Origin of the sequence: Mycobacteroides sp. H001, assembly GCF_001440005.1 — a bacterium.
GTDB lineage: Bacteria > Actinomycetota > Actinomycetes > Mycobacteriales > Mycobacteriaceae > Mycobacterium > Mycobacterium gwanakae.
On sequence record NZ_LJYH01000048.1, the window covers coordinates 23,193 to 39,306 of the forward strand.

General features: G+C 63.6%; 13 protein-coding genes and 1 pseudogene. 2 read left to right on the forward strand and 12 right to left on the reverse strand.

Annotated features, from left to right (window positions below):
• Window positions 1-13 precede the first annotated feature (13 nt).
• The 8 genes from AOT83_RS24130 to AOT83_RS24165 form a co-directional block, all read right to left on the reverse strand.
• On the reverse strand, window positions 14-1,087 hold the full coding sequence (locus AOT83_RS24130) for an oxygenase MpaB family protein (RefSeq protein WP_109394453.1): 1,074 nt from the start codon (window positions 1,085-1,087) through the stop codon (window positions 14-16).
• A gap of 215 nt (window positions 1,088-1,302) precedes the next feature.
• Entirely contained in the window at window positions 1,303-1,836 is a 534-nt protein-coding gene (locus AOT83_RS24135; protein ID WP_030094072.1) for a hypothetical protein, read from the reverse strand.
• A 40-nt stretch (window positions 1,837-1,876) separates the two neighbouring features.
• Window positions 1,877-2,779: a dienelactone hydrolase family protein gene (locus AOT83_RS24140; RefSeq protein WP_057963685.1), complete on the reverse strand. Its 903-nt coding sequence runs from the start codon at window positions 2,777-2,779 to the stop codon at window positions 1,877-1,879.
• Between the two features lie 53 nt (window positions 2,780-2,832).
• The gene (gene rsmD, locus AOT83_RS24145) at window positions 2,833-3,378 is read right to left on the reverse strand and encodes a 16S rRNA (guanine(966)-N(2))-methyltransferase RsmD (protein ID WP_057963732.1); all 546 of its coding nucleotides are present in this window, start codon (window positions 3,376-3,378) and stop codon (window positions 2,833-2,835) included.
• Complete coding sequence (locus AOT83_RS24150; RefSeq protein ID WP_030094075.1) at window positions 3,375-6,761, reverse strand: pyruvate carboxylase; 3,387 nt, start codon at window positions 6,759-6,761, stop codon at window positions 3,375-3,377. Before AOT83_RS24150 ends, rsmD begins: the two co-directional genes overlap by 4 nt.
• A gap of 61 nt (window positions 6,762-6,822) precedes the next feature.
• Window positions 6,823-7,392, reverse strand: coding sequence for a vitamin K epoxide reductase family protein (locus AOT83_RS24155; protein WP_057963686.1), 570 nt, complete (start codon window positions 7,390-7,392; stop codon window positions 6,823-6,825).
• A complete protein-coding gene (locus AOT83_RS24160; protein ID WP_030094077.1) occupies window positions 7,389-8,162 on the reverse strand; it encodes a thioredoxin domain-containing protein in 774 nt (257 codons plus the stop codon). The genes AOT83_RS24155 and AOT83_RS24160 overlap by 4 nt, the downstream gene beginning before the upstream one ends.
• A gap of 22 nt (window positions 8,163-8,184) precedes the next feature.
• Window positions 8,185-9,231 carry an alpha/beta hydrolase gene (locus AOT83_RS24165; RefSeq protein WP_057963687.1) on the reverse strand — a complete coding sequence of 349 codons (1,047 nt, stop codon included), beginning with the start codon at window positions 9,229-9,231 and terminating at the stop codon, window positions 8,185-8,187.
• Between the two features lie 35 nt (window positions 9,232-9,266).
• Here AOT83_RS24165 and AOT83_RS24170 point away from each other — a divergent pair.
• Window positions 9,267-10,150: pseudogene (locus AOT83_RS24170) on the forward strand (LLM class flavin-dependent oxidoreductase).
• A gap of 655 nt (window positions 10,151-10,805) precedes the next feature.
• On the forward strand, window positions 10,806-11,612 hold the full coding sequence (locus tag AOT83_RS27965; RefSeq protein ID WP_157897441.1) for an alpha/beta hydrolase: 807 nt from the start codon (window positions 10,806-10,808) through the stop codon (window positions 11,610-11,612).
• A gap of 35 nt (window positions 11,613-11,647) precedes the next feature.
• Here the strand turns inward: AOT83_RS27965 and AOT83_RS24180 are convergent, their stop codons facing one another.
• The 4 genes from AOT83_RS24180 to recG all read right to left on the reverse strand — a co-directional run bounded on the left by AOT83_RS24180 (window position 11,648) and on the right by recG (window position 16,104).
• Complete coding sequence (locus AOT83_RS24180) at window positions 11,648-12,190, reverse strand: TetR/AcrR family transcriptional regulator (RefSeq protein WP_057963689.1); 543 nt, start codon at window positions 12,188-12,190, stop codon at window positions 11,648-11,650.
• A gap of 199 nt (window positions 12,191-12,389) precedes the next feature.
• Window positions 12,390-13,103, reverse strand: a complete 714-nt coding sequence (locus AOT83_RS24185; RefSeq protein WP_030094080.1) for a cutinase family protein — start codon at window positions 13,101-13,103, stop codon at window positions 12,390-12,392.
• 35 nt (window positions 13,104-13,138) lie between these two features.
• Window positions 13,139-13,864, reverse strand: coding sequence for an HNH endonuclease family protein (locus AOT83_RS24190; RefSeq protein ID WP_057963690.1), 726 nt, complete (start codon window positions 13,862-13,864; stop codon window positions 13,139-13,141).
• Window positions 13,861-16,104 (reverse strand): ATP-dependent DNA helicase RecG, encoded by a 2,244-nt coding sequence (recG, locus tag AOT83_RS24195; protein ID WP_057963691.1) that lies wholly within the window; start codon window positions 16,102-16,104, stop codon window positions 13,861-13,863. The genes AOT83_RS24190 and recG overlap by 4 nt, the downstream gene beginning before the upstream one ends.
• Between the last annotated feature and the right edge of the window lie 10 nt (window positions 16,105-16,114).

The following is a 16,114-nucleotide window of genomic DNA, read 5'->3' on the forward strand; positions in this document are numbered from 1 at the left end:
GAGTGGCCGGGCTTCAGCTGGAGGCCACCATCCCCTTCGCCTCATCTGCTGGCGCATTTTCTGGCGCAGCGCGGCGGACGCGATTCTCCCGGAGCGCTTGCCGCGCGGACTCCAGGGTGATGTTGCGCGGATCGATCCCTTCCCGCTCGAAGCCCCGCACGGCAATCGGCAAGTAGAAGAACTTCAGCGGAAGGACACGCTCGAGAACTGCGTAGAGCCGCCCGAACATGGCTGTAAAGCGGCGCAGCATCTCCTCGTCCTCGCGGGTCCACTCCACATTGAACAGCTCCCGAACATGGGGCGGATAGCTACCGACAACGACTTGCCGCCGACCCACCAGCCAGGGCCACACAAGCTTCTTCATGACCGCCGGCCACCACCGCGGCGCCACCCGGCGCTCCATGAATTGCTCCAGCATGGCCTGAGTTACCTGCGAGTTCACCAAATAGTTGCGCTCGATGTTTCCCAGATACCGTTCGAAATCTTCGTACGTGTCCGGCTGAGAACTATCGTCGACCCCCCAAATGCTGTACCACTCCTTGGATTCCTCGAATATCTGCTCCTTTATCGCGCGCGGCATGACCCCGCCGAAATGCAACCGCTCGATTACCAGGAGCATGTGGTGATAAAAGAAGGTGACATGCGCGAAATAGAAGGTTTCCGCATTCAAAGCATGAAACGTGCCGTCCTGCAGTGTGCCTTTCACGGACTTGTGCATGTTACGGGTCTTCAGCCCGTATTTCTTCGCATCTTCCGGAGCGTCATACACCGACCCGTAAATGTACTCGCGGGATTGCTGACGCCGTTTCTTGTATATCGTGGCGCGCGCACGGAAAGAACTGTCACCAGTGAAAAGAACGGAACCCGCGGTCCCCCTGGCCATCTGCGGCCATGCACCCGCAATAGGGCCCAATACCCCGCTACCGAAATACATTACGTCAAGACGCCCCCAATACTTCCATATCAGGGAATCGGCAGGAATCGGATGCTGACAAAGATCTTTCCGTCGCAGACTATTATCCCCGGTAAATTCCGTCACCCTGATGTCTTCCGGGATTACCCGCTCCGGGTCGAATGTCGTTTGCATGATTTTCTTGAATGCCTTGATACCCCGCACCACCACGTCAAACTCCTCGCGTTAGGCAATACCCACCGTCTTGACTGTGACTCACCTCACATTAAGAAGTGATGATGCTCCCGGTACCACCCAAAATCAAGGGAAGTACGGATGGTTTCGGAGCAGACCGAATCAAGGAACGTACGGGTAATTGTTAAGCGGCTTGATTGGCAATACCTGAGCGGCTAATTTCCGGGTTGATCAACGACCGGGGCCTGATCGTCCGCGGGCGGAGTCGCGGGGCACTTGCCAGTGCCGACGGGGTGCTGGTTCTGCATCGACGCCAATGTGCTGTCCGGAATGACTCCGGCGAATCTGTCGGTCACCGACTTCAGCAGGCTGCCAGATCCGCAAATCTCGTTGAGCGGTGACACCGGACTGGTCGGTGACAGCACAGGACCATCGGTAGCCAGCGGACCGCCCGACGCTGTCAGCGGACCGTTGGCCGACAACGGACCGCTGGGAGACAACAGCGGGCCTTCGGCCGACAACGGACCGCCCGGCGCTCCCAGGCCCGCGACCGGAGCCGGGAGGCCAGCGGACAAGGCGTCGTTAGCAACTGATGGGCCGACCGGAGCCTTCGCACCTCCGGGCAGCAGGTTCGCGACAGGCGACGACGCGGAAGGCTCTGGCGCAGGCGGTGCCGGCGCGTCTCCGTCGTCGGCCAGCGCGACACCGGCGGCGGCGATCGATATCGCACCGGATGCCACCGCCACCACTACCGCTCTACACCACATGGTGAGCAAGACTAAGCGCCCATCAGCCAATGTGCTGACCGAACCAGGTGGTCAGACGCTGCCAGGCATCTGCCGCTGCGCCAGGGTTGTAGCGGGGGCCGCTGTCGTTGAAGAAGGCATGGTCCGCACCGGGCTCGACGACGATGTCGTGAACCAGCCCTGCCCGCTGCAACGCCGCCGCGGCCTCATCCTTCGACGAGGTGACCCGCTTGTCGAGTTCACCGTAAAACGCGAGGACCGCCGCTTTGGACCGCGAAAAGTCCGGGTTGTCCGGAAGCGGTCCGTAGAACGGGGCGGCCGCGGCCAGCCGTGGCTCCCCCGCTGCCAGAAGTTGCCACACCAGGCCGCCGCCGAAGCAGAATCCGGCCACACCGGCAGGTTTGTCGGGAACCCGGCGCAGAATCTCGTCCACACCGGACTTGAGGTCCGCGATGAAGCGCTCCGAGGGAACCTTGCCCAGCGCCGCCGTTGCCTCGGCCGGGTCCTTGAACGTCGAGGTGCCGCCCTCCTCCGACAGCAGGTCGATCGCCAGGGACGAATAGCCCACGCCCGCAAGACGTCCCGCGACCGAACCAACCCAGTCGTTGAGGCCCTTGTTCTCGTGAATCACCAGTACCGAGCCACGCGACCGCGCCGCCGGTGCCCACGCCCCCTGCAGCGTGCCGTTGGGTCCGCTCCAGGTGATCGGCTCAGTGGCGACCACCTTGTCCGCACCGGGCGGCGGCGACGTGGCGACCGGCGTCGCAGTGGCGGCGGAAGTGTTGTCGGGTTTGTTCTCGCTGCCGCAGGCCGCGATTAGCGCACTGGCAGCGGTGGCACCGACACCCAGGAGCGCCAGCCGTCGGATGGCCTCCCGCCGCGTCAGCAGTCCCTCGACATGGTCCGTGGCGATCTCCTCGGCGATGTATCGCTGCAGCGGGGTCATGGCCAGAAGTGTGCGCTCGATAGGTAAACATGCGCTGTGGATTACCTGGACAGTTACAGAGATCCCAGCTCGAGCCGTGTCCCTCCATACTTGCGTGAGGACACCTCCCAGCCGTCCGGCCACACCGCTTCGGGCCCCGAGGCGTCGCGCTCGAGCACCACGAGGGCATCGTCGCTCACCCAGTGATCCGTCAGGCGTGACAACAGAGCCGAAACCTCCTCGGCAGAAACCGAATACGGCGGATCGGCGAGAACCAGATCGTAGGCGCGGCCAGGTGATGTCGACAGGAACGTCGATACCGCAGCCTGCCGCAGCTCGGTACCGGGCAGGTTCACCGCCGCGATATTGGCCGAGATCACCTTCGACGCGGCGGCGTTCGACTCCACGAACGTCACATGTTCGGCACCGCGCGACAGCGCCTCCAGGCCCAGCGCACCGGAGCCCGCGAACAGATCAAGGACCGCGATTCCGTCGAAGTCCAGGCGCGCCTCCAGCATGCTGAACAGCGCCTCCCGTACCCGATCCGTCGTCGGTCGGGTTCCCTTCGGCGGCACCGCGATCCGGCGTCCGCCCGCCGCACCGGCGATGATCCGGGTCAGCTGATCACCACCAGCAGATCCCCACCCTCGACCTGAGAGGTCTCGGTCAACGCCACCCGCGCAACGGTTCCCGCCTTGGGCGCGGTAATAGAGGCTTCCATCTTCATCGCCTCGATGGTGCCGATGGTCTCGCCCGCCGCGACCTCCTGGCCCGACACCACATTGAGAGTCACCACACCCGCGAAGGGCGCAGGCACATGGTCGGCATTGGACCGATCGGCCTTCTCCGCACTGGCCACCGCGCTGTCGATGCTCCGGTCGCGCACCTGCACGGGACGTAGCTGACCGTTGAGGATGCACATGACGGTGCGCATACCGCGCTCGTCGGCATCTGAAATCGCCTCGATGCCTATCAGCAGCTCGACGCCCTTCTCAAGCTTGACGCGGTGCTCCTCGCCGTACCGCAAGCCGTAGAAGAACTGGTTCGCCGAAAGCCGCGACGTGTCGCCGTACTGCTCGCGGTGGGCCAGGAACTCCTTGGTCGGACCGGGGAACAGCAGGCGATTCAACGCCGCCCGCCGGGTCGCGCTGTCACCATCGAGCGCAGCCTCGTCATCGGCCGTGAGCTCAACCTCCGCGCGAGCCGGACCGCGACCTTCGAGCGCACGTGTCCGGAACGGCTCGGGCCAGCCACCCGGCGGATCGCCGAGTTCGCCGCGCAGGAACCCGATGACCGACTCGGGAATATCGAAACGACCAGGATCCGAAGCGAATTCATCAGCACTCACGCCGGTGCCTACCAACGCCAGCGCCAGGTCACCGACCACCTTCGAGGACGGGGTCACCTTGACCAGACGCCCGAGCATCCGGTCGGCGGCGGCGTATCGTGCCTCGATCTCCTCGAACTGGTCGCCCAGCCCCAGGGCGATGGCCTGCTGGCGCAGGTTCGAGAGCTGCCCACCGGGAATCTCGTGCGTGTACACCCGGCCGGTCGGCGACGGGAGCCCTGATTCGAAGGGGGCGTAGACCTTTCGCAACGCCTCCCAATACGGTTCTAGATCACACACCGCGGTCAGGGAAACTCCGGTGTCGTACTCGCTATGCGCGGCCGCAGCCACGATCGCCGACAACGACGGCTGGCTGGTGGTTCCGGCCATGGGTGCCGCAGCGCCGTCCACCGCATCGGCGCCCGCCTGCCATGCCGCCAGATAGGTGGCCAGCTGCCCACCCGCGGTGTCATGCGTGTGCACATGCACCGGCAGGTCGAACCGCGATCGCAGCGCCGTCACCAGGGTGGCGGCCGCGGGCGGACGCAGCAGGCCCGCCATGTCCTTGATCGCGAGCACATGCGCGCCCGCGTCGACGATCTGCTCGGCGAGCTTGAGGTAGTAGTCCAGCGTGTAGAGGTTTTCACCGGGGTTGGACAGGTCGCCGGTGTAACACATGGCCACCTCGGCGATCGAGCCGCCGACCTCGCGCACGGCGTCGATCGCCGGGCGCATGGCCTCGATGTTGTTGAGTGCATCGAAGATTCGGTAGATGTCGACGCCGGTGGCGGTCGCTTCACGAATGAAGGCCTTGGTCACGGTCTCCGGATACGGCGTGTACCCCACGGTGTTCCGGCCGCGCAACAACATCTGCAGGCAGATGTTGGGGACGGCCTCACGCAGTTCGGCAAGCCGCTCCCACGGATCCTCCTTTAAGAAGCGAAGCGCCACATCGTAAGTCGCGCCACCCCAGGCCTCAATCGAAAGTAGCTCGGGGGTAAGCCGCGCCACGTACGGCGCGACCGCCAGCAGACCGGTGGTGCGCACCCGGGTGGCCAACAGCGACTGATGCGCGTCACGGAAGGTGGTGTCAGTCAGACCAACCGCCTTCTGCTCCCGCAGCGCCTTCGCGAACCCCTCGGGCCCCAGAGCCAACAGCCGCTGGCGCGACCCGTCCGGTGGCGGCACCGACAGATCGATCGCCGGCAACTTGTCATGCGGATACACCTTCGAGGGCTTGGCCCCATGAGGCTTGTTGACGGTGATATCGGCCAAGTAATTCAGGATCTTCGTGCCGCGGTCGGCCGAGGATCGGGCCGTCAGCAGCTGCGGGCGCTCCTCGATGAACGAGGTGGTGACATGCCCCGCCCGGAAGTCCGGATCATCGAGAACTGCCTGCAGGAACGGGATATTCGTGGCGACACCGCGGATGCGGAATTCCGCGACGGCGCGGCGCGCACGTGCCACCGCAGTCTGAAAGTCCCGCCCACGGCAGGTCAGCTTCACCAGCATCGAATCGAAGTGCGCGCCTACCTCGGCGCCAAGCGTTGTGCCACCGTCGAGGCGGATACCCGCACCTCCCGGGCTGCGGTAGGCCGTGATGCGGCCGGTGTCGGGACGGAAACCGTTGGCCGGGTCCTCGGTGGTGATGCGGCACTGCAGGGCGAATCCCCGTGGTGCCGGCAATGTCTCCTGGTGCAGACCAAGATCGTCGAGGGTCTCGCCGGAGGCGATGCGCAGCTGGCTCGCCACCAGGTCCACATCGGTGATCTCCTCGGTCACCGTGTGCTCCACCTGAATCCGGGGATTCATCTCGATGAAGACGTGACGACCACGCTCATCGAGCAGGAACTCGACGGTGCCTGCGCAGCTGTACCCAATGTGTCGCGCGAAAGCGACAGCGTCCGAACAGATCTTCTCGCGCAGCTCTGCGGGCAGGTTGGGCGCGGGTGCCAGCTCGATGACCTTCTGGTGACGCCGCTGCACACTACAGTCGCGCTCGTAGAGGTGGATGACATTGCCCGCGGTGTCCGCGAGGATCTGCACCTCGATATGCCGGGGATTGATGACGGCCTGCTCCAGGAACACCGTCGGGTCTCCGAAGGCCGACTCTGCCTCCCGGCTGGCCGCCTCGATCGCCTCACGCAGCTGCTCGCGTTCGGCGACCCGGCGCATGCCTCGGCCGCCGCCACCGGCGACCGCTTTGACGAACACCGGGAATTCCATCGACTCGGAGGCCGTCAGCAGCTCGTCGACCGAGGCCGAGGGCTCTGAAGAGGACAGCACCGGCAGACCGGCCTCCCGCGCGGCCGCGATCGCCCGGGCCTTGTTACCCGTCAGCTCCAGCACGTCCGCAGGCGGTCCGACGAAGGTGATACCCGCCTTGGCGCACGCCGCGGCCAGATCGGGATTCTCGGAGAGGAAACCGTAACCGGGGTAGATCGCGTCGGCACCGGCATTCTTGGCGGCCTTGACCACTTCGGAAACCGACAGATAGGCGCGGACCGGATGGCCCTTCTCACCGATCTGATAGGCCTCATCGGCCTTCAGCCGATGACCCGAGTTGCGGTCTTCATATGGGTAGACAGCGACGGTTTCGGCACCTAGTTCGTAGGCGGCACGAAATGCCCGGATCGCAATCTCACCGCGGTTGGCGACAAGAACCTTCGAGAACATAGTTACAGACCGTACCGTGAGGATTCAGCGAACGCGCGTCCGCTGAACTTCACAAATCGGTTCAGACGAGTGTGATCCAGTAATCCCAGAATCGCTCGAGGATCGCCAGGATCACCGCGGCGAACCAGAACGCCACCAGCGACCATCGCCACTGATGCAGAATTCTGGCCCAGCGCTGAGATCCCAAGGGCTGCAAGGCAATCGAAGTACTCACGACAAACAGCGGAATCGTCACCGACCAGACCACCATGCAGTACGGGCACAACGCGCCGATCCGGTACAGGCTCTGGAATATCAACCAGTGGACGAAGACCGCCCCGAGTAACGAGCCGATGGCCAGACCGCCCCAGTACCAGCGCGGCAGCTCCACTTTGGCGACCGACAGGACTCCCGTCACCAGCACCACCGTGAACGCCACGATGCCGATGAGCGAGTTGGGGAAGCCGAAGGCCGAGGCCTGTTCGGTCGTCATCACCGAACCACAGGAAATGATCGGATTCAGGCTGCAGGACGGGACGTACGTCGGATCGATGAGGATCTCGATCTTCTCAACGGTCAGCGCCAGTGCGGCGGCTAGTCCGGCCACCCCGGCGACGAGGACGTACCAGGCGGTCGCGGGACGAAGGGTCACGGCAGGCCCGGAACGGGTCCGGTGATGTCCGTGACGGCCTTGATCAGGTCAGCGGGGGTCGTGCCCTTCCCGATTTCCCAGTCCTTGCCGTTGATCCGAATGGTGGGGGTGGCCTGGATGTTGAGCTTCGGGCCCAGCTCCTTGACCATGTTGATGTACTTCTTGTCCTTGATGCACTTGGAGACCGAGTCCGACGCACCCACGCTCTTGGCGAGGTCGGTCAGCCACTTGTCGTCGTGCCAGGTCTTGGCGTTGACCTCATCGGGCTGATTGTTCGGGTCGTAGAGCGCTGAGTGGTACTTGAGGAACAGCTCCGGGGACTGGTCGGCCACGCAGTAGGCCGCCGCCGACGCCCGCGACGAGTAGTCGCGCTTGAGCCGGGGCACGTCCAGGATCCCGACCATGTCGTAGTCCGCGCGCACCGCACCGGTGTCGATGAGCTTCTTGACGGTAGGCCCGAACTCCTGCTCGAACATGGCGCAGGCGGGGCAGATCGGATCCTCGATCAGGGTCAGGACCACCTTGGGCTCGGTGGTTCCCTCTTTGGTGACGAGCTTGGCGGGGCCGGGGGTGACCACCTCGACTGCCTTCACCTCACCCGCGGGCGGAGCGGGCGGACCCGGGTCCTTCTTGTTCTTGACGACGATGAAACCGACCAGCCCCGCGGCGAACAGCACGACGATCGCCGTGAGTGCGATTTGAATCAGCTGGCTTCGGCGCTGCTCCGCCTTCTTGAGGTCGTAGCTAGGAGGTTGCTTCGGTTTGGCCACGCGAACAGCCTACCGGGCAGAATTAGCGAGACAGGTGTGCGCGCAAGGCCGACGTCAGCTCGTCCACCGCAGCCGCAGGCGCGCCGCGCAGCCGGGCCATGTTGTAGAAACCGTGTATCAGCGAACCCTGTACCCGCAGGTCCACGGGCACTCCGGCGGCCCGAAGCTTCGCCGCGTACTCGTTGCCCTCATCGCGCAATGGGTCGAAGCCCGCCGTCGTGATCAGCGCCGGGGGCAGTCCGGAAAGGTCCGCGGCCAGAATCGGTGACACTTGGGGGTCGGTCTTCTCGACGTCGGACCCGTCCAGATAGTGACCTTCGAACATGTCCATGGCCGCCTTGGTGAGGAAGAAGCCCTCGGCGAAGAGATCGCGTGATGGCCTGCGCACGGTGAAGTCGACGGCTGGATAGATCAGGAATTGCAGCAGCGGCAGTTGCGCCCCAGTGTCGCGTGCCTGTTGCGAAACGACGGCGGCCAGGTTGCCGCCGGCGCTGTCGCCGCCCACCGCAACCCTGTCCGGGGTGGCACCGAGCTCATTGGCATGTTCGACAGCCCACAGATAGGCCGCCAGGCAGTCCTGGGCCGCCGCGGGTGCCGGATGTTCGGGCGCCAGCCGATAGTCCACTGACAGCACCGAGACGCCCGCGTCGCGGCAGGTCTGCCGGCACGCCTGGTCGTGTGTCTCCAGGTCGCCGATCACCCAGCCGCCGCCGTGGAAGAACACCAGCACCGCACCCGTGTCCTCGACAACCGGCCGGTAATGCCGGACCGGGATAGGCCCGGCCGGGCCCGGAATGGAGAAGTTGCGCACCTGCCCGACGGGGGTACTGAAGGAAAGTAAGGCCGACTGCTTACGGATGTTGGCGCGACTGTCTTCGACGTCCTCACCCTTGGTGATCTCCCCCTCTCCCAGCAGCGCCATGCCGCGCAGCAGCAGCTGGGTCGACGGGTCGAGAATGTTGCCGTCGATGATCACCTGGCGGCCCGCTGCCGCCCTTCGAACGGGGATCGGGATATGCGGTGTCGCGGCGGTGCTGACACGCAGGGCGAGGTCACGTAACAGGCTCACGACGTAACCGTAGCGAGTGCTCCTAGGCTGCCGGTATGGATATCGGCATTGCCCTGCCCTTTATGTGCCGGGAGTACACCCGTGAGTCGACGATCACCTGGGCGCGCCTCGCCGACGAGGGGCCGTTCTCCACGATTTCCTCGGGTGAACGAATCTCGTATCACAACCAAGACATGTGGGTGACACTCGCGGCCGCGGCGGCGGTCACCGAGCGAATCCGGATACTCGCGAATGTGTCTGTGCTGCCGGCACATCCGGTGCCGCTGGTCGCCAAACAGGCGGCGACGCTGGATGTATTGTCCGCGGGCAGGTTCACCTTGGGGGTAGGGGTAGGCGGCCGCGAACACGATTACCGCTCGCTGGACGCATCCTTCGACCGACGCCACCAGCGCCTCGATGACCAGGTGGCCGAGCTGCGGCGGCTGTGGCGGGGCGAGCCCCCGTTCGAGGGTGCCGACCCGGTGGACCCGCACCTGTTCAACCTGGTGGTCCGCCCATCGTTGCCGCCGCGATCGGCCCGAAATCATTGGCCCGCGCGGCACAATGGGCCGACGGCATCACCGGGTTCAGTGTCTCCGGCTCGCCGGCCGAGCTTGCCTACTCGGCAGGGGCGGCGCGCGCGGCATGGCAGGAAGCCGGACACGCCGAACCGCCGCTGTTATCAAGTGGCTGCTTCTACACGCTGGGTATCCCCGACGCTGCGTCCGAACTCAAACAGTTCACCAGCGACTACCTGGCCATCTTCGGATCGCAGATCGCCGAGAATGTTCCGAAAACGTTGACCAATTTCGACGCCGACGCATTGAACCGCACCCTCGACGGAGCGCACGAGGCCGGGCTCGACGAATTCATCCTGGTGCCGGGGGCATCCGATATCGCCGTGATCGAGGCGACGATCGAACTCGTCGAGAAGCGCTAGCCGACTCCGCCGTCGAGGCGATCTGCCGGGCTGCAGGCGCGAAAGTTCCCCGGAGAGCGCGTGATTCAGATGCCGACCGAGGAACTTGTTCGCGAGGAAATGGCTTCTTGTCGGCGGTTGCAGCCCGACAAAGACCCGCCATCCATGAGACATTTATGTATCATTTGAGTCGACTTTGACGCAGAACGGGTGGATTGCGCCCACTTAAGGAGTAGCTGTGGTGTCCAGGAACATTGACCGGAAATGGGGCGCTATTGCCGGAGTGATGATCGTGGCCGGAGCTTTAGTCGGGTGTTCCTCACCTCAATTGCCACCCGACCGGGTACGGATGAATTTTCAGGTGAGTACGGATTCTCAGGGCACTTACGACGTACCGTCCCATCTGCCCGACGGCAATCGCGGCGATCTAATTGCCTCAGCCAGCCAGGGAGCTGATATGGGCCTAGGGGCGTCGGACCGGGTAACCCTTCTCTATCGCTCAGTGAACTCGCGAGGGCAGGACGTTGTTGTAAGTGGAGTCTTGCTGATACCGCAGGGAGACGTACCCGCCGGAGGCTGGCCGCTGATTTCCTGGGCGCACGGAACAGTGGGTATTGCAGACCGCTGCGCCCCCTCCCATTCCCCCACAATGGGTGGCGAATTTAACGGGGAGTACGTGAAGTCACTACTGCATGCGGGCTACGCGGTTGCGGCTACCGACTACATTGGTTTAGGCACCCCCGGCGACCATACGTACATGGGCTCCATTGACCAGGGTAATGCCGTGGCCGATGTTGTCCCGGCCGCCCGGCAAATCTACCCCCACTTATCTGAGAATTGGTTCGTTATCGGACACTCGCAGGGTGGGGCCGCTGCACTGTCTGCCACACGTGCCGGCGTCGAGGGCCAGCTGCCTCACGGCCTTAAGGCCGTGATCGCCATCGGTCCAGGCAACTCGGCTGAGAGTGCGCTTCAGGCGGTGATCGATGGAACTGACACTGATCCCTTCGCTCCAGCTTTGGATCTCTTTGTTTTGATCGGCGCTGCCGCTGCTGATCAAAACATACATCTGGAACAGATCCTATCGCCGCAAGGACAGCAAATCGTGGACAAAGTGCGAAACAGCACGTGCCTAGCAGACCTACTGAATAACACAAGAAATCTGCCTGGAGCAGACATATTTCTTCATGATTCTCGAACAATTGCAGAGTTAAGCAAACGCCTGGGAATATACGGAAATCCAGACAACGGGCCTACTAATGGTCCCGTGTTGATCATTACCGGAGATGCCGACACTATCGTCCCCACTGCTGGCACACTAAAACTTATCGATAGTCTCCGCCGAAAAGGGTCAGAAATCGACGAACTCATCTTACCCGGGCAGGGCCACATTCAGCCCCTCTACGATTCCTTCTGTGAACAACAACGGTTCCTAGCAGCCCATAGCGGTCCGCCAGCGCCACAAACCTGCCCAAGACGCTAAACAGGCCTGAGACTATGCGGGCGGTTACTGAAGCCTCATGGAGTGTTCACGCCCCTCAGAATCAAACTGGTAATCATGTGGGAGAAGTCGCGGCGAGCGACCCTTCCACTCTGAATGGCCCAGGCCGCCCCGGCAACCAAGCTGAAGAAGACTTCGGTAAGCCACACCGCCGTCAAATCGGTGCGGAACTGGCCGCTCTTTTGCCCCCGCACAAACAACGCAGTGATCTGACCTTCAACACCTGAAAAGCCTTCCAGAGTCTGAGGAAGGTCAAGATTCTGATACTGGGCATATACGAGAACCAGTTGGTCTGCTATCGGCTCACAGGCCCGGACCAGCCGCTCCAGGGCATCGGTCGCTGAATCCTCGGTCAGACGCGCTTCGGTCAACGCCGACTCCATATTGGTCATCGCCAGCATGGTCAGTGCTTCTATCAATGCGGATCGTCCTGCAAAATGTCGATGAAGAGTCGCGCGGCTCACCCCCACTGCCGCCGCGATCTCATCCATAGTCGCCGCGGGCTGCCTCCCCAAGAAGACAGCCGCCGCGTGTAACAAGCTGTCACGACTCACAGCCATTGACCCTCCCGATTGCTCCGCGACTAGCGTTATCGCATATGCGACATGATCGTCTCATATTCGACAGAGTTGGCTTGGCGCGCTGACGCTGGATCGGACCACGACCGAGCTGCAACAGAGCCGCAGTGTCACTGACTCGACGAATTCATCCTGGTGCCGGGGGCATCCGATATCGCCGTGATCGAGGCGACGATCGAACTCATCGAGAAGCGCTAGCCGACTCCGCCGTCGAGGCGATCTGCCGGGCTGCGAAGTCGGCAGCCTGGTTGGTCATCCCGTTGTCTCCGTACGAACCGTGGGCGGCGTTGTCGCTGCCATCCGCGGAGCAGATCGGGTCCTCGGGGACGCACATGTCGACCGTTTTGTCCGCGTACAGGTGCCCGATGTTGATCGGCGGAGCCGTGTTGTCGATGCGCTGCAGGAATCCCGTGGAGGGCTTACCAAACAGCGCTACCGCCGCGACGTGGTCGGCGACCTCGGGCGGCATCGGCCCGGTGATCCCCTCCGGCAATTCGAACCCCGGGGGCACCGCGTCGGCCGTGGTGTAGGCGACAACCGCTGCACCCTGCGAGAATCCGCCCATCACGATCTTGGTGTTGGGGCACCGCGCGGCAACATCTTTGACCCGGTTGCTGGCGTCGATCACACCGTCGGCCGCAGTCGCAAAGGCCAGGGACGCCGGGTACTCGACGGGATAGACCTCCACCGACTTGCCCTTAGTCCGTGCGCGCAGCGCGGACACGAACGCTTCGCCGGTCCCACCGACACCCGGCGGCTCAAAAGTGCCTCGTGCGAACACGATCTCGACGTCGGGACACGCAGCAGCTGCCGCGGACGGCATACCGACGGGCGAACCAATCAGGGCGCACATGACCACAACGGCAAGTAACCAGCCCCACCGAACTCTCTTCATTAACGACCACCACCTGTTCGGGCTTCAGTCCCTGTCTACCACAGATTCAACGGTTGTGGACAGGTCTGCACCGCCTCACGGATGGCCTTGGCCGAACGCTCATCGATCGAAAGATGGTATCCCCGAACCACTTCCGCGAATTGCATAGAGTACCGGCACCAGAATGCTTTGTTTGGCGGCATCCAGGTCGCGGGCGGCTGATCTCCCTTGTCCTTGTTCGCCTGGCCCTGCACGGCGATGAGATTGGCCGGGTCATTGGCAAAACGCCAACGCATGGAGGGTTGCCACTCACGTGCACCCATGTCCCATGCGTACGCCAAGGGAACAATGTGATCGATCTGGACGGCTTCTCCGCTCTTCGGGCCACGGGCGAAACCCACCATCGCTCCCGTATAGGGATCGTGCAGCATTCCGGCACCGACTGCATTGGGGCATCTGCTGGTGTACACGAAGCTCTTGTCCGCCAGATCGCGATTCAGGATGTCGTTGCGCGTGTCGCAGCCGTTGTGACCGCCCGGGGCATCGGTGTCATCGGACCACGCGTCGCCGAACTCAACACGCTGATAGTCCTTGCCGCGCACCCTCTTGGGCACCACTATCACCCCGGCCAGTGGATCGACGCCCGGAGCCAGAGTCGGAATATTCGATTGCCCGGCAACAGCATTGGCGCGCTGCAGCCGATACCGGGCTGATACCTGATACGCCACCACCACTGCGATCGCCGCCGCGATGGCGACGACGAGAATGGTGCGATTCCTCACGACTTGTCCAGGTACTCGATCTGGTCGGCGATCAGGAAGCGCCGCGCCATACCCGCCAGCGCCGGTCGGCTCGTCAGTTCGGGATCCTCGGCGCACGCCCGCACGGCCATATCCCGGGCGGTCTCGATCATGTCGCGATGATCCATCAGCGAAAGCAACCGCAGATTCACCGCGCGGCCAGACTGGTCACGCCCCAGCACATCGCCCTCGCGGCGCTCCTCCAGGTCGAGTTCGGCCAGGGTGAATCCATCGAGAGTGTCCTGTACCGCGCGTAGCCGCCGTCCTGCCGAACCTGCTGGGCTGCAAGGGCTTACCAACAGGCACAGGCCCTTGTTGCCGCCGCGCCCCACACGGCCGCGCAACTGGTGCAGCTGGCTGATACCGAACCGATCCGCATCCATGATCAGCATCACGGTGGCATTGGGGACGTCCACACCGACCTCGATCACGGTGGTACAGACCAGAACATCGATCTCACCCGCGTTGAATGCCGTCATGACGGCGTCCTTCTGCTCAGACGGGAGCCGACCGTGCAGCAGCCCGATGCGCAGCCCCGGAAGCAGCGAGCCACGAATGGTCTCGTACAACTCCGTGACGGGGACGGGCGGTGGGCGTTTCTCCTCGGCCTCGTCGGGACCACTGTCCTTGTCATCGGCATCGATCCGGGAGGCCACCACGTAGGCCTGCCGCCCGGCAGCCACTTCCTCGGCGATCCGTTCCCAGCCGCGCGCCAGCCAGCCCGGCTTCTCGCGGGTGAACACCGCGGTGGTGGTGATGGGCTGGCGCCCGCGCGGCAACTCACGCAGTGTCGAAGTCTCCAGATCGCCGAACACGGTAAGCGCCACCGTGCGCGGAATCGGAGTGGCTGTCATCACCAGCAGATGCGGCACAATGCCCTCGGGAGCCTTGGCCCGCAATCGATCCCGCTGCTCAACACCAAACCGGTGCTGCTCGTCGACGACCACCAGCCCCAGATTGTGGAAATCCACCGAGTCCTGCAACAACGCGTGGGTTCCGATGACGATGCCGGCCAGTCCGGTCGCCACGTCGGCCTTGATCTGCTTCTTGAGCGCCGGTGACATCGAGCCGGTCAACAGCGCGATGCTGGTCGCGTCGTCAGGAGCCCCCAACTCGCCTGCGGTGGCCAACGATCCGAGCATCGCACGCAGCGATCGGGCGTGCTGAACCGCGAGCACCTCGGTGGGCGCCAAGAGCGCGCACTGGTACCCGGCGTCGATCGCCTGCATCATCGCGAGCAGCGCGACGACCGTCTTACCCGAGCCCACCTCACCCTGCAGCAGCCGGTTCATCGGCTTGACCCCGGCAAGATCGGCACCGATCTCGGCGACAACCTGCTGTTGCCCCTCGGTGAGCTCGAAAGGCAATTGGCTCAGTAGGTCATCACGCAGCTTGCCGTCGGCGGGCGGCATCGGCGGACCCGCCGACCCGACATCACTGCCGCGCCGGATGGCCAGCGCCAGCTGCAGACCCAGCGCTTCATCGAATGCCAGACGCCTGCGCGCCTGCTTCTGTTCGGTGGCGTCCTCCGACATGTGAATCTTGCGCAAGGCTTCGTCGAGGGACATCAGGTTGTGCTCTGCCAGAACTGCCTCGGGCAGCGCCTCGGGCACCGGGTCGAGCTGCGCCAGCACCTGGTCGATACAGCGGTAGATGTCCCAGCTTTCCAGATTCTTGGTTGCGGGATAGATGGGAAACACGTTGCGCTGGAATGCCGAAATGGCAGTGGACGCATCCCGCGCGTTTCCGGCAATACCGCGTAGCGCCGTACTCCCCCGCGTCGTGGTGGTGCTCTCACCGAGCGCGGTTTCCAGCACCAGGTAGTCGGGATGAGTCAGCTGGGGTTTACCCCGGAACTCCCCGACCGCTCCGGAAAGCATCACCCGGTTGCCCACCTCAAGATCGCGTTTCACCTTGTGCGGATGGAAAAAGGTGGCCTGCACGGCATGTGGGGCGCTCCCCAGCATGACCGAGAGAAACTGCCCCTTGCGGTTGCGCATGCTCTTCAGCTCTGCCGAGGTGATGAACCCCACCAACGTGGTGTGCTCACCGGGTTTGGCCCGCTCGCCGTCCTGCTCGTCGCGCAGGCTGAAGTCGGTGCTGTACCGGCGCGGGTAGTGATGGAGTAGATCCTCGACAGTCAGCAGGCCGAATTCGGCGTCGAGAACATCGGATGCCTTGTGTCCCAATACATGATCGAGACGATCGGAAAGTTGCGCCATCTATACCCTG